This is a genomic window from Stenotrophomonas sp. YAU14A_MKIMI4_1 (assembly GCF_003086855.1).
In the GTDB taxonomy this organism is placed as follows: Bacteria; Pseudomonadota; Gammaproteobacteria; order Xanthomonadales; family Xanthomonadaceae; genus Stenotrophomonas.
Window position 1 is genome coordinate 3,075,518 of sequence record NZ_CP025998.1, and the last position, 22,784, is coordinate 3,098,301.

At 67.6% G+C, this 22,784-nt stretch carries 18 protein-coding genes; 7 read left to right on the forward strand and 11 right to left on the reverse strand.

The window, feature by feature from the left end; translation table 11 throughout:
• Positions 1 to 26: 26 nt before the first annotated feature.
• Together C1931_RS14155 and C1931_RS14160 are read left to right on the forward strand one after the other, a co-directional pair.
• Positions 27 to 2,174 (forward strand): M13-type metalloendopeptidase, encoded by a 2,148-nt coding sequence (locus C1931_RS14155; protein ID WP_108757772.1) that lies wholly within the window; start codon positions 27 to 29, stop codon positions 2,172 to 2,174.
• A 409-nt stretch (positions 2,175 to 2,583) separates the two neighbouring features.
• A complete protein-coding gene (locus tag C1931_RS14160) occupies positions 2,584 to 4,590 on the forward strand; it encodes a M13 family metallopeptidase (RefSeq protein WP_108756809.1) in 2,007 nt (668 codons plus the stop codon).
• A 90-nt stretch (positions 4,591 to 4,680) separates the two neighbouring features.
• Here C1931_RS14160 and C1931_RS14165 read toward each other — a convergent pair whose 3' ends face one another.
• Positions 4,681 to 6,336, reverse strand: coding sequence for an SDR family oxidoreductase (locus C1931_RS14165; protein WP_108756810.1), 1,656 nt, complete (start codon positions 6,334 to 6,336; stop codon positions 4,681 to 4,683).
• Positions 6,337 to 6,461: 125 nt separating this feature from the next.
• Here C1931_RS14165 and C1931_RS14170 point away from each other — a divergent pair, with 125 nt between their 5' ends.
• Together C1931_RS14170 and C1931_RS14175 are read left to right on the forward strand one after the other, a co-directional pair.
• On the forward strand, positions 6,462 to 6,944 hold the full coding sequence (locus C1931_RS14170; protein ID WP_108756811.1) for a VOC family protein: 483 nt from the start codon (positions 6,462 to 6,464) through the stop codon (positions 6,942 to 6,944).
• Positions 6,941 to 8,527 (forward strand): NAD(P)/FAD-dependent oxidoreductase, encoded by a 1,587-nt coding sequence (locus C1931_RS14175; RefSeq protein WP_108756812.1) that lies wholly within the window; start codon positions 6,941 to 6,943, stop codon positions 8,525 to 8,527. Before C1931_RS14170 ends, C1931_RS14175 begins: the two co-directional genes overlap by 4 nt.
• Positions 8,528 to 8,812: 285 nt before the next feature.
• Here the strand turns inward: C1931_RS14175 and C1931_RS14180 are convergent, their stop codons facing one another.
• The 6 genes from C1931_RS14180 to C1931_RS14205 form a co-directional block, all read right to left on the reverse strand.
• Positions 8,813 to 9,487 (reverse strand): rhomboid family intramembrane serine protease, encoded by a 675-nt coding sequence (locus C1931_RS14180; protein WP_108750266.1) that lies wholly within the window; start codon positions 9,485 to 9,487, stop codon positions 8,813 to 8,815.
• A gap of 93 nt (positions 9,488 to 9,580) precedes the next feature.
• Entirely contained in the window at positions 9,581 to 10,009 is a 429-nt protein-coding gene (locus tag C1931_RS14185; RefSeq protein ID WP_234412666.1) for an MGMT family protein, read from the reverse strand.
• A complete protein-coding gene (locus tag C1931_RS14190) occupies positions 9,916 to 10,836 on the reverse strand; it encodes a DMT family transporter (protein ID WP_108756813.1) in 921 nt (306 codons plus the stop codon). The genes C1931_RS14185 and C1931_RS14190 overlap by 94 nt, the downstream gene beginning before the upstream one ends.
• A gap of 160 nt (positions 10,837 to 10,996) precedes the next feature.
• On the reverse strand, positions 10,997 to 12,355 hold the full coding sequence (gene gorA, locus C1931_RS14195) for a glutathione-disulfide reductase (RefSeq protein WP_108756814.1): 1,359 nt from the start codon (positions 12,353 to 12,355) through the stop codon (positions 10,997 to 10,999).
• A 108-nt stretch (positions 12,356 to 12,463) separates the two neighbouring features.
• Positions 12,464 to 13,708 carry a DUF418 domain-containing protein gene (locus tag C1931_RS14200; protein ID WP_108756815.1) on the reverse strand — a complete coding sequence of 415 codons (1,245 nt, stop codon included), beginning with the start codon at positions 13,706 to 13,708 and terminating at the stop codon, positions 12,464 to 12,466.
• Positions 13,709 to 13,809: 101 nt separating this feature from the next.
• Positions 13,810 to 14,292 (reverse strand): peptidylprolyl isomerase, encoded by a 483-nt coding sequence (locus C1931_RS14205; RefSeq protein WP_108753733.1) that lies wholly within the window; start codon positions 14,290 to 14,292, stop codon positions 13,810 to 13,812.
• A gap of 111 nt (positions 14,293 to 14,403) precedes the next feature.
• Between C1931_RS14205 and C1931_RS14210 the strand changes: the two genes are divergently transcribed.
• The 3 genes from C1931_RS14210 to C1931_RS14220 all read left to right on the forward strand — a co-directional run bounded on the left by C1931_RS14210 (position 14,404) and on the right by C1931_RS14220 (position 17,431).
• The gene (locus tag C1931_RS14210; RefSeq protein ID WP_108757773.1) at positions 14,404 to 14,943 is read left to right on the forward strand and encodes a C40 family peptidase; all 540 of its coding nucleotides are present in this window, start codon (positions 14,404 to 14,406) and stop codon (positions 14,941 to 14,943) included.
• Between the two features lie 200 nt (positions 14,944 to 15,143).
• Positions 15,144 to 15,848 (forward strand): C40 family peptidase, encoded by a 705-nt coding sequence (locus C1931_RS14215; protein ID WP_233614814.1) that lies wholly within the window; start codon positions 15,144 to 15,146, stop codon positions 15,846 to 15,848.
• A 230-nt stretch (positions 15,849 to 16,078) separates the two neighbouring features.
• Positions 16,079 to 17,431 (forward strand): sigma-54 dependent transcriptional regulator, encoded by a 1,353-nt coding sequence (locus C1931_RS14220; protein ID WP_108756816.1) that lies wholly within the window; start codon positions 16,079 to 16,081, stop codon positions 17,429 to 17,431.
• A gap of 1,008 nt (positions 17,432 to 18,439) precedes the next feature.
• Here the strand turns inward: C1931_RS14220 and C1931_RS14225 are convergent.
• The 4 genes from C1931_RS14225 to C1931_RS14240 all read right to left on the reverse strand — a co-directional run bounded on the left by C1931_RS14225 (position 18,440) and on the right by C1931_RS14240 (position 22,767).
• The gene (locus tag C1931_RS14225) at positions 18,440 to 19,729 is read right to left on the reverse strand and encodes a transporter (protein ID WP_108750273.1); all 1,290 of its coding nucleotides are present in this window, start codon (positions 19,727 to 19,729) and stop codon (positions 18,440 to 18,442) included.
• A gap of 45 nt (positions 19,730 to 19,774) precedes the next feature.
• A complete protein-coding gene (locus tag C1931_RS14230; RefSeq protein WP_108756817.1) occupies positions 19,775 to 20,527 on the reverse strand; it encodes a hypothetical protein in 753 nt (250 codons plus the stop codon).
• 13 nt (positions 20,528 to 20,540) lie between these two features.
• A complete protein-coding gene (locus tag C1931_RS14235; RefSeq protein ID WP_108750275.1) occupies positions 20,541 to 21,245 on the reverse strand; it encodes a C39 family peptidase in 705 nt (234 codons plus the stop codon).
• 139 nt (positions 21,246 to 21,384) lie between these two features.
• Positions 21,385 to 22,767, reverse strand: a complete 1,383-nt coding sequence (locus C1931_RS14240; protein WP_108750276.1) for an adhesin — start codon at positions 22,765 to 22,767, stop codon at positions 21,385 to 21,387.
• Positions 22,768 to 22,784: the final 17 nt, after the last annotated feature.

A 22,784-nucleotide genomic window follows, 5' to 3' on the forward strand; every position in this document is an offset into this window, starting at 1 on the left:
GCGTATTGTTCGGCCCACGGCCGTCCATGCGGCCTTTCCCTGACTCACTCGGCCTGGAGGCCATTCAAGTGACCCGTACTCCCAAGATCGTGCTGCTGACCCTGGCCGTTTCGGCCGCGCTGGTCGGCTGCGGCAAGACTGATACCCCGGCAAAGGACGCCACCGCCTCCACGCCGGCCGCCACCGAAGCCGCCACCGCCTACAAGCTGGACGAGAGCAAGCTGCCGGCCTACAACGCCTTCCAGCCCGGTGACCTGGACGCCAGCAAGGACGCCTGCACCGCCTTCGGCGACTACGTGAACAGCAAGTGGCTGGCCGCCAACGAAATTCCGGGCGACCGCACCAGCTGGGGCGCCTTCACCATCCTGGACGAGCGTTCGGTGGCCGTGCAGCACCAGCTGGTCGAGCAGGTGGCGCAGGTGAAGAACCCGGACCACATTGAGAAGGTGGTCGGTGACCTGTGGGCCACCGGCATGGACGAGGCCAAGATCAACGCCCAGGGCATCGAGCCGCTGAAGGCCGACCTGGCCGCCATCGATGGCCTGCAGGACAAGGCCGCCATCGCCGACTACCTGCGCAGCAGCGCGGCCAAGGGCGAGAACGTGCTGTTCGGCTTCGGCGCCGAAGCCGACTTCAAGAACTCGGCCATGAACATGGCCTACGCCAGCCAGGGCGGCCTGGGCCTGCCCGATACCACCTACTACACCGACGCCAAGAACGCCGACAAGCTGAAGGCCTACCAGGCCCACGTGGCCAAGGTGCTGGAACTGTCCGGCGTGGCTGCGGCCGATGCGGCCAAGCAGGCCGAGGACGTGGTGAAGTTCGAAACCCGCCTGGCCAAGGCCTCCAAGTCGAGCGAAGAACTGTCGCGCGACGTGTCCCTGTTCTACCACCCGGTCACCCTGGCCGAGGCCGACGCGCTGACCCCGAACTTCAGCTGGACCGAGTTCTTCAAGTCGCAGAACGTCGCCGCGCCGGAGAAGTTCTCGCTGGCCATCCCGACCTTCCACCAGGAAGTGAGCAAGGCCCTGGCCGATACCGATCCGTCGATCTGGCGCGCCTACCTGCGCTTCCACACCGTGGATGGCGCCTCGCCGTACCTGTCCGAAGCCTTCGTGCAGGAAAGCTACAACTTCTACGGCAAGACCCTGAACGGCCAGAAGGAACAGAAGCCGCGCTGGAAGCGCGTGCTGGGCACCATTGAAAGCGACGCCGGCGAAGCCTTCGGCCAGCTGTACGTGAAGGTGGCCTTCTCGCCGGAAGCCAAGGCGAAGATGGAAGACCTGGTGAAGAACCTGGCCGCCTCGCTGAAGGACCGCATCCAGGGCCTGTCCTGGATGAGCGATGAAACCAAGGCCAAGGCCATCGCCAAGTGGGAAACCTTCACCCCGAAGATCGGCTACCCGGACAAGTGGCGCGACTGGTCGGGCCTGCAGACCAACCGTGACAGCTACCTGGGCAACGTGCGCGCGGCCACCGCGTTCAACTACCAGTACAACCTGTCCAAGATCGGCAAGCCGGTGGACAAGACCGAGTGGGGCATGACCCCGCAGACGGTCAACGCCTACTACAACCCGCTGCAGAACGAGATCGTGTTCCCGGCCGCCATCCTGCAGCCGCCGTTCTTCGACCCGAAGGCCGACGACGCCCTGAACTACGGCGGCATCGGCGCGGTCATCGGCCACGAAATGACCCACGGTTACGACGACCAGGGCAGCCGCTTCGGGCCGACCGGCAACTTCGAGAACTGGTGGACCGAAGGCGATTCGAAGAACTTCGCGGGCCTGACCGGCAAGCTGGTCAAGCAGTTCGACCAGTACAAGGTGGACGGCCAGGCGGTGAACGGCAAGCTGACCCTGGGCGAGAACATCGCCGACCTGGGCGGCCTGGCCACGGCCTACGACGCCCTGCAGAAGGCCAGCGCCGGCAAGGAAGACCCGAAGGTCGATGGCTTCAGCCGCGACCAGCGCTTCTTCTTCAACTGGGCCACCGTGTGGCGCACCAAGTACACCCCGGAAAACGCCAAGGTCCGCCTGGCCACCGACCCGCACGCCCCGGCGCAGTTCCGCGCCATGGGTGCGCCGTCGAACCTGCCGACCTTCGCCGCAGCGTTCCAGTGCAAGGCCGGTTCGCCGATGGCCCGCAGCGGCGACCAGCAGGTGGTGATCTGGTAAGCCACGGCTGAGGCTGCGGTAGACCTGCAAAGGCCCGGGACGTCCCGGGCCTTTGTTTTTCCGGGGGTCGGATCCCTTGCAGGCAACGCTATCCACGCATGGCGTGGATCTACTGCCGCGGGGTCGGATCCCTTGCGCGCAGCGCGAGGGCTCCGACCCCATGCACGCAAACCCCATCCACGCATGGCGTGGATCTACTGCCGGGGTCGGATCCCTTGCGCGCAGCGCGAGGGCTCCGACCCCATGCGGGCAAACGCAGCACCGCGTGACGCGTGCATGCCGTGCCCATACCATGACCCCCGGTAGCGCCGGGCCATGCCCGGCGGACACCGCGTGACGCGTGCATGCCGTGCCCATGCACGGCTTGCTATAGTTCGCCCGCCCTCAATCCATCACGGATTCGTTCTACATGCCCAACTTCCGTCCGCTTGCCGTCGCCCTGGGCATCAGCCTGGCGACCCTGGTCCCGACCCACGATGCATTCGCCGCCAAGAAGAAGGCCGCGCGCGCGCCTGCCGTGAGCGCCCAGTGCAGCGATTTCTACGACGCCACCAACGCCGGCTGGCTGAAGGCCAACCCGGCCCCGCAGACCGGTGCTGCGACCGCGCTGGGCCAGCTGGTCGACCGCAGCCGCCAGCAGCAGCGTGACCTGCTGGAAGCCTCGATGAAGGCGCCGCAGGGCAACGTGCAGAAGCTGCTGGGCGACTTCTGGGCCAGCGGCCTGGACGAAGCCGCCGTGGAAGCGGACGGCTCGAACCCGATCGCCCCGCTGCTGACCCGCATCAATGCCATCAAGAAGGCCAAGGATGTACCGGCCTCGATCGCCGCGCTGCACCAGGTCGGTATCCCGGTGGCCTTCAACTTCGGCCCGGACGTGGACCTGAAGGCGCTGGACCGCCACATCGGCTACTTCATGCAGGGCGGCATGGGCCTGCCCGATCCGGCGTTCTACACCCGCACCGACGCCGACACCGTGGCCCTGATGGGCCGCTACCGCAACTACGTGAAGCAGATCCTGGCCCTGACCGGCACCCCGGCCGCCAAGCTGGATGCCGAAGCGCAGTCGGTCATCGCGCTGGAAACCGAACTGGCGCGCAACGCGCAGTCGCTGGCCGGCATCAACAACCCGTTCAACAACTACGCGCCGATCTCCACCAAGGATCTGAACAGCCGCTACCGCAACCTGCAGCTGGATGCCTTCCTGAAGGCGCAGGGTGTGAACGACGACCTGGTCTCGCTGGCCGACCCGCAGCTGTTCAAGCAGCTCGACGGCATGGTCACCAAGCTCAAGCCGGACCAGTGGAAGGCCTACCTGCGCTGGCGCGTGGGTGATTCGATGGCGCCGTACCTGTCCAAGGCCTACCGCGATGCGGAATTCGAATTCCGCGGCCGCGTGCTGCGCGGTGAAACCCTGCCGCCGCAGCGCTGGGAAAGCGTGCTGGACGCCATCAACGTGGCCGCCGGCCCGATGGTCGGCCGCGAATATGCCGCGCGTTACCTGTCGGCCGAAGACCGCCGCCAGGCGGCGTGGATTGTCGACAAGGTGCGTGAAGTGCAGATCGAGGCGGTGAAGAACAGCACCTGGATGAGCGCCGAGGCCAAGACCGAAGCGCAGGCCAAGCTGGCCGCGCTGAAGATCGAGATCGGCACCCCGCTGCGCGACCTGGACTACAGCGTGCAGCCGATGGGCCGTGGCTCGTTCGGCGGCAACATGCTGATCGCCTCGACCTGGCGCCACCGCGAAGAAATGAAGCGCATCGGCAAGGGCAACGCCGACCGCCGCTGGGACGTGCTGCCGCAGCAGCCGTCGCTGGCCTACGATCTGGCGCAGAACCGCCTGATCGTCACCGCCGCCATCCTGCAGGGCCCGGTGTTCAACGCCAAGGCCGACGCCGCCGACAAGTTCGGCAGCTTCGGCGGCCTGGTCGGCCACGAGCTGAACCGCGCCATCGATGCCAAGGGCGCGCTGGTGGATGCCAAGGGCGAACTGCGCAGCTGGTGGACGCCCGCTGACAAGACCGCCTGGACCCTGCTGGGCAGCCGCGTGGCCGCGCAGTACGGCGCCTATGAATTCCCCGGCGTGAAGGGTGCCAAGGTGAACGGCACGCTGACCCAGGAAGAAAACCTGGCCGACATCGCCGGCCTGGAACTGGCCTGGGCCGCCTACACCGCGCAAGAACCGAAGGCCAAGCCGGCCCAGCAGCAGGGCTTCTTCCGCGCCTGGGCCGCGCTGTGGCCGCAGCAGCTGTCGCCGAACGAAGCCGCGCGCCGCCTGACCGCCGACATCCGTGCACCGGGCCGCTGGCGCACCAACGGGCCGCTGTCGAACCTGCCGGCCTTCGGCGCGACCTTCAGCTGCAAGGCCGGCCAGCCGATGCAGCGCACCGACGCCGAACAGATCAAGGTCTGGCGTTGAAGGCAGCGGTGATGCAGTAACGGAAAAGGCGCCTTCGGGCGCCTTTTCCGCATGTGCCGAAGGGAGATCCACGCCATGCGTGGATGCCCGTCAACCCGGCTGCAACGTGCCCCGGTAATGCACGATGCGCCCCACCCCCGGCGCGCCGATCTCCACGTCGAACACGAAACGTCCATCCGCCTCGTACTCGAAGCTCTGGTCACCGGGCAGCAGTGCGCGCGGCAGCGGGATGCCCAGCACCGACCAGCTGCGCGGCACCAGCTGCAGCCGTCCGCCGTCCACCACCAGCGCCAAGGCGACCGCCACGGCACCGAAGCGCTCGACCAGCAGCGCCTCGTCACGCCCCTTGCCTTCGGTCTGCAGCGAAGAGAAGCGCTGCCCGTTGAAGGTGCGCGACCAACGCTCGCCGCCCGCTTCGGGGCTGAACTGCACGGTCACCGGCACGTTCGCAGCGGCGGCGGGGAAACCGAAGATGCTGCCCAGCACACGCGACAGCACGCCGCGCCCGCGCTCGACCTGAGCCTGCCCCACCCAGCGCTGCGCCGCACCCGGTGCATGCAGCGCCTGCACGGTGGCCGGCAATCGCGCATACGCATCGCCCAGCACGCGCTGGTACAGGCTGGCGCCGGGCATGTCGCGGCGGAACCCGGTGTGGATGGTGCGGCCGACAAACAGCTGTTCGTAGTCGGACAGTTCCAACGCGTGGGTGGCCGCGCGCGCGCCCGGTGCCGGCCGCTCACCGGCCAGCTGCTTGCGGATCACCGCTTCGATCGCCATCGACGGAATGTAGGGACCATCATCGGCTTCGGCCAGCAGGTGCCAGCTCTGTTCCATCGGCGCGCCGTTGCAGGTGCCCTGCGCACGCACGATCATGCCGCCGCGGTGTTCGCCGAACTTCATCAGGTTCAGCACGGTGTAGAACAGGCGCGAACACGGCTCCAGCGACGGCAGCTTGAAGCGCCAGCGCGCCTTCGCCAGCAGGTTCAGCACCCGGTGCAGCACTTCCGGCACCGGGCCGGCGCCCATCCAGATATCGGTCATGGTCGGGTGTTCGGGCGGCAGCACCTGCAGGTCCGGCACGTCCACCAGCGAAAAATGCAGGTTGCGCAGCGGCAGGCGCCCCGGCACCGCGACGGTGAAACGGCGGCTCTCGGCCAGACCAACGCCGTGGCCATCGCGGCCCTGCCGGCGCAATTTCACCGGCGAACCGGCATAGCCCACCACCGCGCGCATCACGTTCAGGCCGATGCCTGCGAACGGCGACGGCGCGATACCACCTTCCACCCGCACAATGTCCATGCGCGTGGCCATCTGCCGCAGCACCGCAGCGGTCAGCACCGGGAAACTGCTGACCCCGGACAGCACGTACACACCGGCCGCCCGGGCCTGTGCATCGTAGGCGGACACACCGAACACGAAGTCGGCGGCATCGGCGAAATCCAGGTAATCGATGCCGGCGGCGATGCACGCTTCCACCGCGCTGTAGCGGTGTTCGCCGTAATCCTGGAAGGGGCCGGAGGCATCGACCACCAGGTCGGGGCGCTCGGCCTGCAGTACCGGGGCCAGTTGCCGCCGGTCCACCTGCAGCGGGCGTACCCGCGGCTGCCCCTGGTGGGCCGCGCAGAACGCCTGCGCCGCCGCCAGGTTACGGCCGGCAATCAACAGCTCCAACTGCGCAAGATCGGCCAGCAACCGCACCAAGCGCCCACCGAACACACCATACCCACCCAGAACCAGGATCTTCACGCGCCTTCCCTGTCGTGTCGTCGCGCCATGGTAGCGCGCTGCCTGCCGCTCCTGCAGCGCAGCACGATCCGGTGTTAACGGGCGCCGTGCTATCGCTGCGCCACCGTCCGCTGCGGAGCCCGACCATGGCCCACAAGAACACCATCTGCGTGTGGTACGACAAGGACGCCCTGGCGGCGGCCACCTTCTATGCCCAGACCTTTGCCGACAGCGCGGTGACCGCCGTGCATGCCGCACCCAGTGACTACCCCGACGGCCGCGAGGGCGATGTGCTGATGGTGGAATTCACCGTGTACGGCATTCCCTGCGTGGGCCTCAATGGCGGCCCGGCGTTCAAGCACAGCGAAGCGTTCTCGTTCCAGATCCAGACCGAGGACCAGGCCGAAACCGACCGGCTGTGGAACGCCATCGTCGGCAACGGCGGCCAGGAAAGCGAATGTGGCTGGTGCAAGGACCGCTGGGGCGTGTCCTGGCAGATCAGCCCGCGCGTGTTGATGGACGCGGTGACCAGCAGCGACAAGGCGCTGGCGCGACGCGCGTTCAACGCCATGATGCCGATGAAGAAGATCGACATCGCCACCATCGAAGCGGCCATCGCGCAGGCATGAACCACTGGGACGCGATCATCGTCGGTGGCGGCCACAATGGCCTGGTCTGCGCCGCCTATCTGGCCCGCGCCGGGCACAAGGTGCTGGTGCTGGAACGACGCGCGGTGCTGGGTGGGGCCGCCGTTACCGAAGAATTCCACCCGGGTTTCCGTAACTCGGTGGCCTCGTACACGGTATCGCTGCTGCAGCCGAAGGTGATCGACGACCTGCAGCTGCACCAGCACGGGCTGCGCATCGTTGCGCGGCCGGTGAACAACTTCCTGCCGCTGGCCGATGGCCGCTATCTGCTGGCAGCACCGGGCCGCACCCAGGCCGAGGTGGCGAAGTTTTCCGCGCGCGATGCGCAGGCCCTGCCCGCCTATGAAGCCCGCCTGGAAATCTTCGCCGACGTGCTGCGCGCCTGGGCACTGCGCGCGCCGCCCGACCTGGGCGTGGACGCCGGCTGGCGTGCGCTGCCGGCCCTGTGGCAGATGGGCCGGCTGGGCCGCGAGCTGGCGGCGCTGGACCGGGCGCTGCGGCAGGAACTGCTGGACCTGTTCACCCTGTCGGCCGCCGAGTACCTGGACCGCTGGTTCGAGAGCGAACCGATCAAGGCGCTGTTCGGCTTCGACGGCATCGTCGGCAATTACGCCAGCCCGTATACGCCGGGTAGCGCCTACGTGCTGCTGCACCACGTGTTCGGCCAGTGCAACGGGGTGAAGGGCGCCTGGGGCCACGCGATCGGTGGCATGGGTGCGATCAGCCAGGCCATTGCCGCGGCCGCACGCGAGGCCGGCGCCGAACTGCGGGTCGATGCCGGCGTGCGCCACCTGCAGGTCGAACACGGGCGCGTGGTCGGCGTGGTGCTGGCCGACGGCAGCAGCGAGCGCGCCCATGCGGTGGTGGCCAACGTCAACCCGAAACTGCTGTACGAACAGTTGCTGGAACCGCAGCAGGTACCGTCGCCCACGCGCGAGCGCATGGCGCAGTGGCGCTGTGGCTCGGGCACCTTCCGCATGAACGTGGCGCTGTCTGCGCTGCCCGACTTCCGTGCCCTGCCCGGTCCCGGCCCACACCTGAGCGCGGGCATCATCCTGGCCCCCAGCCTGGACTACATGGATCGCGCGTGGCTGGATGCGCGCCGCGATGGTTGGTCGCGCGAACCGATCGTGGAGATGCTGATTCCCAGCACCCTGGATGATTCGCTGGCGCCGCCGGGGCAGCACGTGGCCAGCCTGTTCTGCCAGCACGTCGCGCCGGTGCTGCCAGGCGGCATGCACTGGGATGATCACCGTGACACCGTGGCCGATCTGATGATCGCCACCGTCGATCGCCATGCACCGGGGTTCGCAGCCAGCGTGCTCGGCCGGCAGGTGCTGTCGCCCCTGGATCTGGAGCGCACGTTCGGGCTGATCGGCGGCGACATCTTCCATGGCGCACTCAGCGCCAACCAGCTGTTTTCAGCGCGGCCGATGGTGGGCCAGGCCGGTTATCGCGGCGCCCTGCCCGGTCTGTATCTGTGTGGGTCGGGCACCCATCCCGGTGGCGGCGTGACTGGTGCACCGGGGCACAATGCTGCGCAGGTGGTGTTGCAGGATCTGTGAGGTGGCCGCATTGGTAGGTGCCAACCTTGGTTGGCACGCCTTTGCGTGTACCAACCAAGGTTGGCACCTACCGGACGTTTCGTGCCGACCAACGGTCGGCACCTACCCGCGTCAAATGATCCGGTTGAATGTGTGCCGACCAACGGTCGGCACCTACCCGCGTGAAGTGAGGCGCTTCAATGTGTGCCGACCAACGGTCGGCACCTACCCGCGTCAAATGATCCGGTTAAATGTGTGCCGACCAACGGTCGGCACCTACCCGCGTGAAGCAAGGCGCGGCGCGCCTTACTTCACGCTGCGCAGGTGGTTCGGGCGCTTTGGCGGGCCGGGCGGGCGGCGCTTGTTGAAGGGCGGTTGGCCGCGCCAGTAGCGGATCAGCAGCCAGCCGAACAGCATGCCGCCCAGGTGTGCGAAGTGGGCCACGCCCGGCTGCCAGCCGGTCATGCCCAGCACCAGTTCACCCACGCCGAACAGGATCACGAAGGTGCGTGCCTTCATCGGAATGGGCGGGAACAGCAGCATCACCCGCTGGTTCGGGAACAGCATGCCGTAGGCCAGCAGCAGGCCGAACACACCGCCGGATGCGCCCAGCACCGGTGCCGGGTTTTCCAGCAGCGAGCCGACCAGCAACTGGCACAGGCCGGCGCCCACCACGCACACCAGGTAATAGATCAGGAACCGCTTCTCGCCCCAGGTCTGTTCCAGCGGCGCGCCGAACATGAAGACGGCCAGCATGTTGAAGAACAGGTGTCCGAAGCTGCCGTGCAGGAAACCATAGGTCAGCAGCTGCCAGGGCTGGAAATTGCCACCTGGCGAAAACGCATCGAAGCCCTGCTGCAGCGGTTGCAGCATGAACGGGGCAAAGGTCTGCATGCCGAGCAGGAACGGCTGCTGCAGCAGGAACAGGATCGCGTTGGCGATCAGCAGGGCCTTGGTAACGGTGGGCAGTCGCGGGAACATGGGATGACCGGCATGGAACGAACTCCATCATAGCCGGTGCAGGGTGTGGGTTTGACGACGCCGCCGCCGTGCCGGTTCAGCCGGCGGCGATGATCAGGCCGGGCCCCACAGCGCCGCGTCCAAGGCGGCGGCCGGGTCGATCGCCGGCATGCGCACGCGGCCGTTGGTGACTACCACGCCTTCGGCACGCAGGCGCTGCGCCTGCTCGCGCCAGCCCGCCGAGCCTTCGGCCATGGCGATGCGACCATCCGAACGCAGCACGCGGTGCCAGGGCAGGCTGGGATCGTCGTTCTGGCCCAGCACGCGGGCGGTCAGGCGGGCACGACCGGGCAGACCGGCACGCATGGCGACCTGACCGTAGCCCATCACCTGGCCCGGCGGAATCGCATGGATCACCTGCAGGATGCGCGCGCGCGCCTGCTCCGGGGTCAGCGCCGCAGGCGCGTCACCAGCAGCACGCCGAGCAGGACCAGCACGGTGCCGGCGATCTGCGCCGGCCCCATCGGTTCTTCGAGCAGCCATAGGCTCATCACGATGGTGGAAACAGGGCCCAGCATACCCACCTGCGCGGCCAGCGACGAACCCACGCGCTGCACCGCCAGCATGATCGCCAGCACCGGCAGCACCGTGCACACCGTGGCATTGACCAGCGACAACCACTGCACCGGCGCCGGTGCCTGCCACAGCAGCGGCAGCGGGTGGGTTACCGTGAAATGCAGCAGCACCAGCACGCTGGCCACGCAGCTGGCATAGGCGGTCAGCCGCACCGCGCCCACGCGCGCCACCACCTGCCCGCTGCCGAACAGGTACAGCGCATAGCTGAGCGCACTGCCCAGCACCAGCAGGCTACCGATGATGATCTGCCCGCCCTCGCGCTGCAGGTCATGGCCGAAGGCCAGCAGCACGCCCAGGTAGCTGAGCACCAGCGCGGCGATCTGCCAGCGCCCCGGCCGCTGCCGTGCCAGCAGCACGTTGATCAGCAGCACCATGGTCGGGTTCAAGTACAGGATCAGCCGTTCCAGGGTCACGCTGATGTACTGCAGCCCCTGGAAATCGAGCAGGCTGGACAGGTAGTAGCCGGTGAAGCCGAGCCACAACACGCGCGCACGGTCCGCCCAGGACAGCGGTTCGGCGCGGCGTGCGCTCCACAGCGCCATCAGCACGAACAGCGGCAGCGCCATCAGCATGCGCAGGGCCAGCAGCGTGGTCGCATCCACGCCATGGCGCAGGCCCAGCTTGACGATGATCGCCTTGCCCGATGCCGCAACGGCACCTATCGCGGCCAGCCCGATGCCGCCCAGCGCGATGCGGGGCGAAGCGGTGGCGATGCGCGAAGACGGGCTGGACATGGGAACGGCAACAGGCCGCGCGGGGCGGCCAAGGGCAATCGTGGGGCACCCATTGTCGCACGCGCGGCGGGCCGCCGACGGTAGAGTCGAGCTTGCTCGACTATGCGCGATCCATCAGTCGAGCAAGGTTGATCAGTCGAGCAAGCTCGACTCTACGACGTTACCGCATCAACACCACTTCTTCCGACGAGGTGGGATGGATCGCCACGGTGGCGTCGAACTGTGCCTTGGTCGCCCCCATCTTCACCGCCACCGCAAAGCCCTGCAGGATCTCATCGGCGGCCTCACCCAGCAGATGGATGCCGACCACGCGTTCTTCCGGGCCCGCGCATACCATCTTGAACAGGCTGCGCTGGGTGCCGTTGGCCAGCGCCTGCAGCATCGGCCGGAACCGGCTGTGGTAGACCGTTACCTGATCGAAGCATTCGCGCGCCTGCTGTTCACTCATTCCGACCGCGCCCAGCGGCGGGTGCGAGAACACCACGCTGGGCACGGTTTCGTAATCCATCTTCGATTCCGGCTTGCCACCGAACAGGCGGTCCATCAAGCGCCGCGCTGCAGCCACTGCCACCGGGGTCAGGCCGACCTTGCCGGCAATATCGCCCACCGCGTGCACGCTCGGCACCGCCGTGGTCTGCCATTCGTCGACCTGCACCTGGCGGTGCTCACCGATGCCGATGCCCAGCGCTTCCAGGCCCAGATCCGCACTGTTGCCGCGGCGGCCGGTAGCGAAGAACACCGCATCGAAGGCGCAGTCCAGCGCCCCCTGCGCGCCCACCACGCGCACCTGCTGGCCGTCGCGCTGCAGTGCCTTCAGGTCGAATTCGAAGCAGATGCGCACGCCCTGCTGGCGCAGGTTTTCGGCCAGCTGCTCGGTCAGTTCGTGGTCGAACCGGTCCAGCAGGCGCTGCCCGCGCACCAGCAGGCTGACCCGACTGCCCAGTGCCTGCAGCAGGCCGGCCAGTTCCACGGCGATGTAGCCACCACCGACGATCGCCACCTCGGCCGGCGCCGCGCGCAGATCGAAGAAATCATCCGATACCAGGCCCAGCTCGGCGCCGGGCACGTCGGGCCGCTGCGGGTGCGCGCCGGTGGCGATCAGGATGTGCTGGGCGCTGTAGCGCACGCCATCGGTGCAGGCCACGGTGTGCGCATCCAACAGGTGGCCGCGCGCAGGAATGCGCACCACGCCGGTCTCGTCCAGGCGCGCGTGGTAGCTCTTGTGGATGTTGGTGATGTAGGCCTGACGGTGGATCACCAGCTCCTTCCAGGACAGCGCAGGACGCGCCGGCACATCGAAACCCATTGCGTGCGCCAGGCCGATACGCTCGGCCAGATCGGCCGCCAGCCACATCGCTTTCTTCGGCACGCAGCCGATGTTCACGCAGGTACCGCCCAGCTCGCCCGGTTCCAGCAGCGCCACCCGCTTGCCGTACTGCGCGGCGCGGATCGCGCCGGCCAAGCCGGCAGAACCACCGCCCAGCACGATCAGGTCATAGTCGAAGGGCGCAGTAGTCATGGCAATCGCTCGCAGTCTGGGGAAACAACAACATCATCGGGGTACGCCACGCGCACGCGGCCAGCATGCCACGGCAGGCCGGCAGCCCCGCGTGAGTGATACGGCACGTCAGTCGGCCGCGCGGGCCTGGCGCATGACCGGCCACTGCCGATAGGTCATCGCCCGCCACAGCCATTCCACCGGCCCGAAGCGGAAACGACGCAGCCACACGTGGCTGATCGCCACCTGCGCCGCGAACAGCGCCAGCGCCAGCAGCAGCTGCCAGGCGCGCGGCACCTGCTCGAACGCCCCCAGCCCATAGTGGTAGAACAGCAGCGTGCACAGCAGCGACTGCAGCAGGTAATGGGTCAGCGCCATGCGCCCCACCGCGGCCAGGCCGCGCAGGGCCACGCGCCAGCGCACGATCCACGCCAGATAGCCCAGGCACATCGGCACCGCGCCTATCGCCACCAGGGCCATGGCGGCGGTGGTGGGCAGATCGTAGGCACCGGGCTGCAGGTAGGGCTTCCAGTACGTGCCGGCCAGCGTCAGCAGCAGGCCCAGCGGCAGTGCGACCCAGCGCAGCAGTGCGTACAGGCACGCAAAACGTTCCGGTGCGGCCAGTGCACCGCTGCTGGCGAACCAGCTGCCGAGCAGGAACATGCCCAGTACCTGCGGCCCGGAAATGATCATGCCGCCCAGCGCCACGCCGAACTCGTGCAGGCGCTGGCCATTGGCCTGCAGCCAGCTGCCCTGCCCGTACACCAGGCGTTGCTGGTCGATGCTCTGCTGGGCGTCGGCCAGCATCTTCTGCACGTCCTGCGGGGTGGCCATCGACACGATGGCACCCACCAGCAGCATCAGCAGCACGCCGCCCAGATAGACCGTGGCCCCCATCCAGGGCAGCCAGCTGCGCGGGGCTTCACGACAGGCCAGCAGCGGCAGCGACGCCAGCGCATACAGCACCAGGATGTCGCCGGACCAGACCAGCAGCGCATGGCACAGCCCGATCAGCAGCAGGCCCGCGCTGCGGCGCAGGTAGAACGGGGCGAAATCACGGCCGGCCGCTTCGGCGCGCTGGGCCATGACCGCGAAGCCGGCACCGAACAGCAGCGAGAACAGGGTGAAGAATTTGCCCTGCACGAACACGTAGACGAAGGCATCGGCCCAGTAATCGATGCCCTGCCAGTGCGTGTCGATGCCGGTGAAGGCCAGCTCCAGCGGGCCGGCGAAGGCCTCGATGTTCATCAGCAGGATGCCCAGCAGGGCCACCCCGCGCAGCACATCCAGCACGGCGATGCGTTCGCCGGAGGTAACCGGCTGCAGGGGAGGAAGTGCGGCGTTCACGGAACATCCGGTGGACAGGTCCGTCATTATGCCGCTGCCGGGCGCACTGCGGGCCTGCCCGCAGCCCGGCCCGGAAACACAACGGCCCGCCGAAGCGGGCCGTTGCGGGCATCACGATCGCGCAGCGATCAGTGCTGGTGACCGCCGTCGCCGTGCACGTGGCCGTGTTCGATCTCTTCCTTGCCGGCTTCGCGCACTTCGACGATTTCCACGTCGAAATGCAGGTCCTTGCCGGCCATCGGATGATTCAGGTCAACGTCGACCACGCTCATGCCGACCTTCTGCACGGTGACCGCGCGCGGGCCGAAGTTGGTCTGCAGCACGACCTGCTGGCCCGGGGCCAGCTTGGCATTGCCGAAGTGCTTCTTCGGCACGCGCTGGGACAGGCCCTCGCGGCGTTCGCCGTAGGCGTCTGCAGCGGTCACGTCGACGCTGAAGGTCGCACCGGCTTCCTGGTCCATCATGGCGTTTTCCAGGCCCGGGATGATGTTGCCGTGGCCGATCAGGATTGCCAGCGGCTCGCCGCGGTCCTTGGACGACTCGATCGGCGCCTGGCCGACTTCGGAAACGGTGTAGTGGAAGCGGACAACGCGGTCTTTTTCGATCTTCATGCGCAACTCTGTCTGGATCTGCCGGAGGCAGGCGGGTTGGGGCGGGTTGTCGCCCGGCGGGGACGCCGCCATCATGACGGCCAATCCAAGGTGGCGCATTATCCGGAGATCATGCACATCACGCCAGTTTCGTCCGGCCCGCGCCGGCTCTTCGCGCCCGCCCTGCTGCTGGCCCTGCCCTTGTTGCTGTCCGCCTGCGGCGGCGGCAAGGCCACCCGCCCCGCCCCGCCGCCACCCTCGGCGCACTGGCCGGCGACCACGCCGGACAACCCCGAGGCCGCCAATTCGGTGCTGATGCGCGCGATCAGTCTGGTCGGCACGCCCTACCGCTATGGCGGCAACACCCCCGATTCGGGCTTCGACTGCAGCGGCCTGGTCACCTATGTGTACCGGGAAATGGTCGACCTGAAGCTGCCGCGCACCTCGCGCGACCTGGCCGCCGTACAGGGCCCGAAGATCGACCCGCAGCGCCTGGCCACTGGCGATCTGGTGTTCTTCGGCAGTCGCGGCAACGTGACCCACGTGGGCATCTACGTCGGTGAAGGCCGATTCGTGCACGCGCCCAGCACCGGCGGCACGGTGCGCCTGGATTCGCTCAGCGGCGCCTATTGGAAAGACCACTACACAGGAGCGAAACGCGTCCTTCGCTAAACTGAACAGGCGGTATGTTCAAAACTGTGACGCGCATCACTATGAAAATAACGTTTTTATAACGGAATTTTTAACTTATCGCGGCTTTTACAGGGCATGATGCCCCATCGTTTTTTTTCTGTGACCGACGCGTGACGACTGACGACCTGCAAGGCCAAGGCCAGACCGCCGTTCCTTCACATCGTGTCCGCCCGCTGCTGCTGGGCCTGGCACTCTGCCTCTCCAGCCTTCCGGCCTGGGCGCAGACCGCTCCGAACCGTTCCGACGCACCGGCACCGGCTTCCGTGGAAGCCACCGCCAAGCCGGCCGCCAAGGCCGAACCGGCCGCCCAGCGCAGCCGCGCCGATGCCGCCGCCAGCGCCACCCTGGCCGCCCTGCTGCCGCACCTGGCCGCGAACGACACCATTCCGCTGATGGACCGCTCGGCCATGGTTGCCGGCGACCTCAGCCGCCTGCTTGCCAACTACGACACCAGCAGCGCCGCCAATGGCAGCGTCGTGGTCGGCAGCGAAGCCGACAACGGCAAGGTGCAGTCGCTGCTGCGCCGCGCGATGACCCTGCTGGGCACCCCGTACCGCTGGGGCGGCAGCAACCCGGACAGCGGCTTCGACTGCAGCGGTCTGGTGGGCTACGTGTTCCGTTCGGCACTGGGCATCGAACTGCCGCGCGTCTCGCGCGAAATGGCCCACGACAACAACGCCCAGCTGATCAACGACCGCGCCTCGCTGGCCGCCGGCGATCTGGTGTTCTTCGGCCGCAAGGGCCGGGTCGACCATGTCGGCATCTACGTGGGCGAAGGTCGCTTCCTGCACGCCCCGAGCACCGGCAAGGACGTGCGCGTGGACACCCTGCTCAGCGGCTACTGGGGAAACAAGTTCATGCAGGCGCGCCGGGTCGATCTCTGACCGCCGCCCGCCTCGTCACCGTCTGAACGACCAAGCCGCTGCCCTGCAGCGGCTTTTTCGTTGTTGCGCCGCTGGCCGCTGGCCGCCGCCCCGTGCGTTGGTGCTTGATGTCACGGTCCGTTGGGCCGCGGCCGGCCGCCAGCCCGCGGCCTGCGTAACCCGGCGTGGGGCGGCATGCCGGGATACCCAGCCAGACCCCGCCCGCGCTGTCTGCGTGCCGGGGGAAAGGAATGGCAGCAAGCCTGGAAGTTCCATCACGTTGCGTGATCTGGTTCGGACAGCCGCAGGCATCCGAGCGTGGCGCGCTGGCCGCCGCCGGCTGGCAGCTGCGCTGCGTGGCGCCCGGGCCGGCGATGGCGGTCGGCCTGCGCGGTCGCGACCATCTGGTGGCGGTGATCGACCTGCGCCACCTCGATCTGGACGCGCTGCAGGCGCTGCTGCCCTGGGTGCAGCAGCACCAGCACCTGCCCTGGCTGGCGGTGCTGCCGGCGGACGTGCACAGCCCTCCCCCTGCCTGGACCGACGTACTGCTGGCCTGCCAGAACCAGTTCACCCTGCCGCTGGAACTGGGCGCGATGGTGTCCACCATGCAGCGCCAGGCCGACGGTGACACGACCGACCCGGCGCGCGCCTGCGATGGCGGCGGCCTGCCCGCCCTGATCGGTGACAGCCCGCGCGTGCTGGCGGTACGCGCGGCCCTGCACAAGTTCGCGCCGGTGGATCTGCCGGTCCTGGTCACCGGCGAAACCGGCACCGGCAAGGAACTGGCCGCGCAGGCCCTGCATGCGCTGTCTGGCCGGGCCGGCAAGCCCTTCCTGGCGGTGAACTGCGGCGCCATTCCCGCCAACCTGGTGCAGTCGGAGCTGTTCGGCCATGAGCGCGGCGCGTTCACCGGCGCCGCTCAGCGCCGCATCGGCCTGTTCGAATCGGCCCATGGCGGCACCGTGTTCCTGGACGAGGTGGGCGACCTGCCCGGCGATGCGCAGACCAGCCTGCTGCGCGTGCTGCAGGAAGGCACGCTCGAACGCGTGGGCAGCAACCAGCCGCTGCGGGTGGATGTGCGCGTGCTGGCCGCCACCCATGTCGAACTGGAGCAGGCGGTGGCCCAGGGCCGCTTCCGCCGCGACCTGTATTACCGCCTGAACGTGCTGCGCCTGCCGATGCCCCCGCTGCGCGAGCGTGGCAGCGACGTGCTGCTGCTGGCCGATCACTTCCTGCGCGGCTTCCGCCAGCGCCATCCCGGCCGCGCGCGGGGGTTCGACACCGGCGCCCGACAAGCAATGCGTGGTTTCGGCTGGCCCGGCAATGTGCGCGAGCTGCTGAACCGGGTGCAGCGCGCGGCCATCGTGGCCGAGGGCGAACTGATCACCGCCGCCGACCTCGAACTTGCCGACGACGCACTGCCCGAACCCCGTGCACTGCTGCAGGATGCCCGTGGCCAGGTGGAACGCGATCTGCTGCTGCAGGCATTGCGCCAGCACGGCTACAACGTCTCCGCCTGCGCCCGGCACATGCAGGTATCGCGCGTGACCGTCTACCGGCTGTGCCGCAAGCACCGCCTGGAACTGCCCCCGGAGCGCTGATGCCCGGCTGCCGTTGCCGTTGCCGTTGCCGTTGACGGTGATTTGGATCCGCCTTGAAGCGAGCCCAGGAGCGCAGGGTACCGGCGCGCAGCGCCGGCTCGCCGACGGCGGTGTGTTTCTTTGGTTGCTTTCTTGATGGCGCACATCCATGTGCGCCACCCTACGGGCCGGCTGCGCCGTTCCGCGCTGCTCCTGCAGCACGGTGCACAAGCAAAGAAAGTGACACCCCTCCGCGGTCGCGGAAACGAAACGCCGGGCATGGCCCGGCGCTACCGAGATGCCCGGCTGCCGTTGCCGTTGACGTTGACGTTGATTTGGATCCGCCTTGAAGCGAGCCGAGCACCGCAGGTCCGGCGAGGGCGAAGAGGCGCCGGTGTCTGAGCGCAGCGAGTTCGGCGCCGTCCCTCGACGGGCCGAGGAGCACAGGGTACCGGCGCGCAGCGCCGGCTCGCCGACGGCGGTGTGTTTCTTTGGTTACTTTCTTTGCACAAGCAAAGAAAGTGACACCCCTCCGCGGTCGCGGAAACGAAACGCCGGGCATGGCCCGGCGCTACCGAGATGCCCGGCTGCCGTTGCCGTTGCCGTTGACGTTGCCGTTGACGTTGCCGTTGACGTTGACGTTGATTTGTATCCGCCTTGAAGCGAGCCGAGCACCGCAGGTCCGGCGAGGGCGAAGAGGCGCCGGTGTCTGAGCGCAGCGAGTTCGGCGCCGTCCCTCGACGGGCCGAGGAGCGCAGGGTACCGGCGCGCAGCGCCGGCTCGCCGACGGCGGTGTGTTTCTTTGGTTACTTTCTTGATGGCGCACATCCATGTGCGCCACCCTACGGGCCGGCTGCGCCGTTCCGCGCTGCTCCTGCAGCACGGTGCACAAGCAAAGAAAGTGACACCCCTCCGCGGTCGCGGAAAACAGCAGCCGGGCGTGGCCCGGCTCTACCATGCGTGAGCGCCACCACAACAAGAAACGCCGGGCATGGCCCGGCGCTACCGATGCATGGCGTCAGCCCTTCGCTACAGCATGTACGGCACCTTGAACGCCAGGGTGAAGTCCGGCGCGTCGGGGGTCAGGCCGATACCCAGCAGGGTGACCAGCGTGGTGTTCTGGTTCAGCGCATAGGTCACGCCCAGGTTCAGCGATGCGGCATTGGCATCACTGCCGATCACCTTCACCCATTGCCCGCCCTTGAATCGTGTCGAGGCGCGCGCGGTGATCTTGTCGCTGAAGGAAATGCTCAGGCTGGTGCGCTCGTTGAAGGCAAATGCCACACCCGCGCCGAAGTACACCGATCCGCCCAGCTTCACGTCACCCGGGTTGGTGGTGTCCGGGTTGCTGTCGATGTCGCTGAAACCACGCGGGAACGAATGGATGTAACCGGCATTGGCGAACAGGATCGCCGGGTCGGCGGTCTTGACCATCGACACACCCAGGTTGGCCTGCCACACGCCATTGCCGGTGGGTTGTTCGCGCGGCACCGCAAAGCGGATATAGTCATCGTCGTCGCGCTCGATCACCTTCCAGTCCAGCCCGTAGGGGGCACGCCCAGTCGGCGCGGTCACCCCGCCGGTCAGCACGGTTTCCGGCCGCCAGCCGCGTTCACCGAACAACCGGTAGTTCGCGCTCACGCTCACATCGCCCAGGCCATTGCCGTTGGTCTCTTCCTGCGCGATCGCAGCGGCGGCACCGCCGGCACCGCCCTTCTGGTACACCGTGCGCCGGGCCAGGTAGGGCACATCGGCGTTCAGGGTCAGGTTCGGGCTCACGCCCCAGCGCGCGGCCAGGTTGTAGGTGAGCGAATCGGATTCGACGTTCTCGATGGCGATGTTGCCCAGGAAGATTGCATCCAGCGCCAGGAAGCCATTGAGGGTGAGCTGCTTCCTGTCGTAGCGGGCATAGGTGAGGCTGTTTTCCAGGGTGAACCTGCGCGAGAACAGCGCCGCCTGCTGCTGCTTCACATCGTCCACGCTGCGTCGCGCTTCCTGCTTGGCCTGCTGCGCTTCGGCGGCGGTGCTGGCATAGCCCTCGCTGCTGGGCGGTACTGCGGCTGCGGCCGCCGGGGCCAGTGGCGCCGCCGGTGTGGATGCCGCGCCGGCACGACCGTTCAGGCGGGCCTGCATGGCCTGCACCTGCATGTCCAGTTCGCGCAGGCGCCGTACCTCCTGCGCGTAGTTGGCTTTCAGTTGTTCCAGTTGGCCGATCAGTGCCTGCACGTCGGCCGTATCGTTGGCCGCCGGCTGCTGGGCGAAGGCGTTGGCCGCCAGCGCCGCCAGCGCCAGCGGGGTAAGCCGCAAATAGGTATGCATGTCAGTGACCTGCGTTGAACGTTCGTCCCCCTTGACCGGACCGGTTTACTGGCCCGGGCCCATGCCGCGGTTCAGCGCGATTGCCTGGGCCACGTTCTGGCTCAACGGCAGGTTGCCGGCCACGGAATTGCGTACCAGCTCCAGCTGCAGCCGGTTGCTGGCGTTCTGGCCGTCGCCACTCAGGGCAATGCCCTGGCCGACGCTGCCATTGCGGATCCACTGCTGCACCATGCCCTGGCCATCGACCTGCAACAGCAGGCGTGCCTGGTTGCCGTCCAGCACCGCACTGGCGCTGGCGCCACCCTGCTGCACCTGGGCGATGCGCGTGCCGTCGTCACTGCCGGCCACGGGCACGGCGCCATCACGGATGGTGAGCGAGGTGACATTGCGCGCGGTGTTGCCATCGCCCGCCACCTGCACGCTCTGCACCAGGCCACTGGCATTGGCCAGGCCGGTACTGTCGATGCTGCGGCCACTGGTATCGGGCAGCGGTGCATCGGCGGCGGTGACCTGCACGCTGGGCTGGAAGGTCAGCTTGGGCGTGCTTCCCTGGCGGAAATCCATGCCCAGGGTGAGCGCACCCTGCACCGCGCCGCCGTCATTGCCCTTCCACTGCGAAATCATGGTGACGCCGAACCAGGCCACGTTGTTGCCGCCCACGGTGTAGCGGCCACGCATCAGGTTCAGCTCCGGATCGGGGATTTCCTTCAGGCCGCGCCCCGGTGCACCGTCTGCCGCCCAGGCGGGCAACGCAGGAAGTACCAGCAGCGCAGCAATCAGTACTCGTTGGTAGAACATGATCGTGCCTCCTTCAGAACAGGTCGGCATGGCTGAAGCCGAAGTCGACCAGCTCGGCATCGGTGATCGGTCCCTGCCGCGCATACAGCGCGCGTGCACTGGGCCGTTCGCTCGGTTGCAGCAGGACCGTATTGCGATCGAAGTCGCTGCCGATGACGACGAAAACGGCGCGCGACGGCCAGGCTTCCAGGAACTCCGGCAGCGGCAGCGCACGGTTGCCCAGGATCGGGTCGGCCACTTCCACCACGCCGCCCCGCACCTGCTTGAGCACCACGAAGTGGCGGAAGCCGCGCACATCCATCAGCACCAGCCCCGGCACCCGCAGGGTGCGCAGGCGCGTTTCATCAATGCGGTAGCCGCGGCCGCGCATGCCCAGCGATTCGACATAGCGCTTGATGTCCAGCAGCGAGAAACCGCGCTCCTTGACCAGTTGTGGATCGGAAACCCCCATCATTCCCTCGATCACCGTGGCTTCGGTGGTATCCAGGTGGTAGGCGTAGCGCAGGATCGTGGCCAGCGCGGCAGCCCCACAGCTGTAGTCGGTGTGTTGCCGCACCAGGTTGCGGTAGCGCCGCTCCTGCATGCTTTCCACCTTCTGCTGCATCAGCGCACCGTTGGGCAGCACGCCGCTGAAGGCGACGTCCCCCGCCCAGGCACCGGCGCTGCCCAGCAGCAGCAGGCAGGTCAGAACACGCAACCACCAACGGGAACCGGCCATGGTGCTCTCCACGGAAAGGAAGGAGCCCCTGCCCCAAGGGGGAGGAGGGACAGGGGCTCCCGGGGAACCCGGCCATTGGCGGACGGCCGGGCTTGTTGCGCTCAACGCAGGTCAGCTGCGAAAGCGGTCACGCGCGGTGTTACTCGCCGCCACCGGTACCGCCGCCACCGCCGGTGCTGGGCTGGGCCACGGCCAGGGCCAGGCTGTTGGCCTGCAGGTTGCCGGTGCCGGACGCCACGTTCACGCCGATGTTGCCCGACGCCCCGGAGAAGGCACTGCCGGACAGCGCCGAGGTGTTGGTGGCGTTGACGTTCACCCAACGGGTCGTGGTGACGGTGCCGCTCAGGCTGGCGTACAGGTCGGCAATGCCCAGTTCGACGAACTGGCTGGTGCCGCTTTCACGCGTGTCGAAGCCCAGGCCACCCACGCCCTGACGGTACGGGTTCATCGTTGCGTTCTGGATCTCGTTGTCCAGATCGATGTGCCCGGTGCTGTTGCCGTCCGGATGCGGCAGGTCGCCATCCCAGCTGTCGAGGTAGTAGTTCGCCATCTGGTAAGCGTTGCCACGGCCGCTGTAGGTGCCGGCGCCGTAGGCCAGGGTCAGGCCGCCCACGCCACCGCTCATGCCCACTTCCACGGTGTCGGTGTAGGACTGCACATAGCCAGCGTTGGATACCGCGTTGCCGCTGGACACCTGGTTGGAGCTGATGCTGGACTGGGCCATGGCACTGGTGGCCACCGAAGCAGCGAGCGCGTTCTTCTGCTCGTTGTTGTTGCCCGAAGCGATGTTCACGCCAATGTTGCCCGACGCACCACCGAAGGCATTGCCACCGAGGCTGGCGGCGTTGGTCACGCCCGAGTTCATGGTGGTGTTGTTGAAGCCGGCCTGGTTGACGAAGACTTCCGCATCGGCCATGCCGAAGCTGAAGGATGCGTCGGCCGCCGACAGCGAGGCCGCGTTGTCCTGCGCGTTGTTGTCACCGGCCACCACGTTGAAGCCGAGGTTGCCCGACGCACCGGCGCCGACGTCATCGGCAATGGACGCGCTGTTGGTGACCAGGCTGTTGGAGCCCAGGTTGTTGCTGATCGACTGGCGGTTGTCGATGACCGCGATGGCGGCCGAATCCAGGTCGATCGTGCCGGTCACTTCCGGGTCACCCGAGAAGCTGATGTCCGAGCTCAGGCGCAGGTCCTTTTCCAGGTTCACGTCGACGCCGTGGTTGTTCTTTTCCTTGCGCTCGTCGGCCTGGATGTTGCTGTTCTTCTGTACCTGCTCGTTCACCGTGCGGTTGCGGGTGATGTTGGAGCTGTCGGTGTTGCTGCGTACCGTGGTACTGGTACGGGTCCAGTTGCGGACCTCGTTGTCGGTGTGGTTGTGGGTGTCGTTGCGGGTTTCGGTCACGACATGGTTGTGGTTGATGTTGGCGTTGGCGTTCTGGTTGTCCCAGCCGTTGGCCGCAGCCGCAGTGGAGGCCGTGGCAATCGCCATCGCAAGCACGGTCCTTTTCAGGTTCGCGTTCATGGTGCCCTCTCTCTCAT

Excerpts from the sequence above, each read along its gene's own strand:
- C1931_RS14155 (WP_108757772.1), top strand. The coding sequence starts at position 27 with ATGCGGCCTTTCCCTGACTCACTCGGCCTGGAGGCCATTCAAGTGACC.
- C1931_RS14160 (WP_108756809.1), top strand. The coding sequence starts at position 2,584 with ATGCCCAACTTCCGTCCGCTTGCCGTCGCCCTGGGCATCAGCCTGGCG.
- C1931_RS14170 (WP_108756811.1), top strand. The coding sequence starts at position 6,462 with ATGGCCCACAAGAACACCATCTGCGTGTGGTACGACAAGGACGCCCTG.
- C1931_RS14175 (WP_108756812.1), top strand. The coding sequence starts at position 6,941 with ATGAACCACTGGGACGCGATCATCGTCGGTGGCGGCCACAATGGCCTG.
- C1931_RS14180 (WP_108750266.1), bottom strand. The coding sequence starts at position 9,487 with ATGTTCCCGCGACTGCCCACCGTTACCAAGGCCCTGCTGATCGCCAAC.
- C1931_RS14185 (WP_234412666.1), bottom strand. The coding sequence starts at position 10,009 with ATGGCTGCTCGAAGAACCGATGGGGCCGGCGCAGATCGCCGGCACCGT.
- C1931_RS14190 (WP_108756813.1), bottom strand. The coding sequence starts at position 10,836 with ATGTCCAGCCCGTCTTCGCGCATCGCCACCGCTTCGCCCCGCATCGCG.
- gorA (WP_108756814.1), bottom strand. The coding sequence starts at position 12,355 with ATGACTACTGCGCCCTTCGACTATGACCTGATCGTGCTGGGCGGTGGT.
- C1931_RS14200 (WP_108756815.1), bottom strand. The coding sequence starts at position 13,708 with ATGACGGACCTGTCCACCGGATGTTCCGTGAACGCCGCACTTCCTCCC.
- C1931_RS14205 (WP_108753733.1), bottom strand. The coding sequence starts at position 14,292 with ATGAAGATCGAAAAAGACCGCGTTGTCCGCTTCCACTACACCGTTTCC.
- C1931_RS14210 (WP_108757773.1), top strand. The coding sequence starts at position 14,404 with ATGCACATCACGCCAGTTTCGTCCGGCCCGCGCCGGCTCTTCGCGCCC.
- C1931_RS14220 (WP_108756816.1), top strand. The coding sequence starts at position 16,079 with ATGGCAGCAAGCCTGGAAGTTCCATCACGTTGCGTGATCTGGTTCGGA.
- C1931_RS14225 (WP_108750273.1), bottom strand. The coding sequence starts at position 19,729 with ATGCATACCTATTTGCGGCTTACCCCGCTGGCGCTGGCGGCGCTGGCG.
- C1931_RS14230 (WP_108756817.1), bottom strand. The coding sequence starts at position 20,527 with ATGTTCTACCAACGAGTACTGATTGCTGCGCTGCTGGTACTTCCTGCG.
- C1931_RS14235 (WP_108750275.1), bottom strand. The coding sequence starts at position 21,245 with ATGGCCGGTTCCCGTTGGTGGTTGCGTGTTCTGACCTGCCTGCTGCTG.
- C1931_RS14240 (WP_108750276.1), bottom strand. The coding sequence starts at position 22,767 with ATGAACGCGAACCTGAAAAGGACCGTGCTTGCGATGGCGATTGCCACG.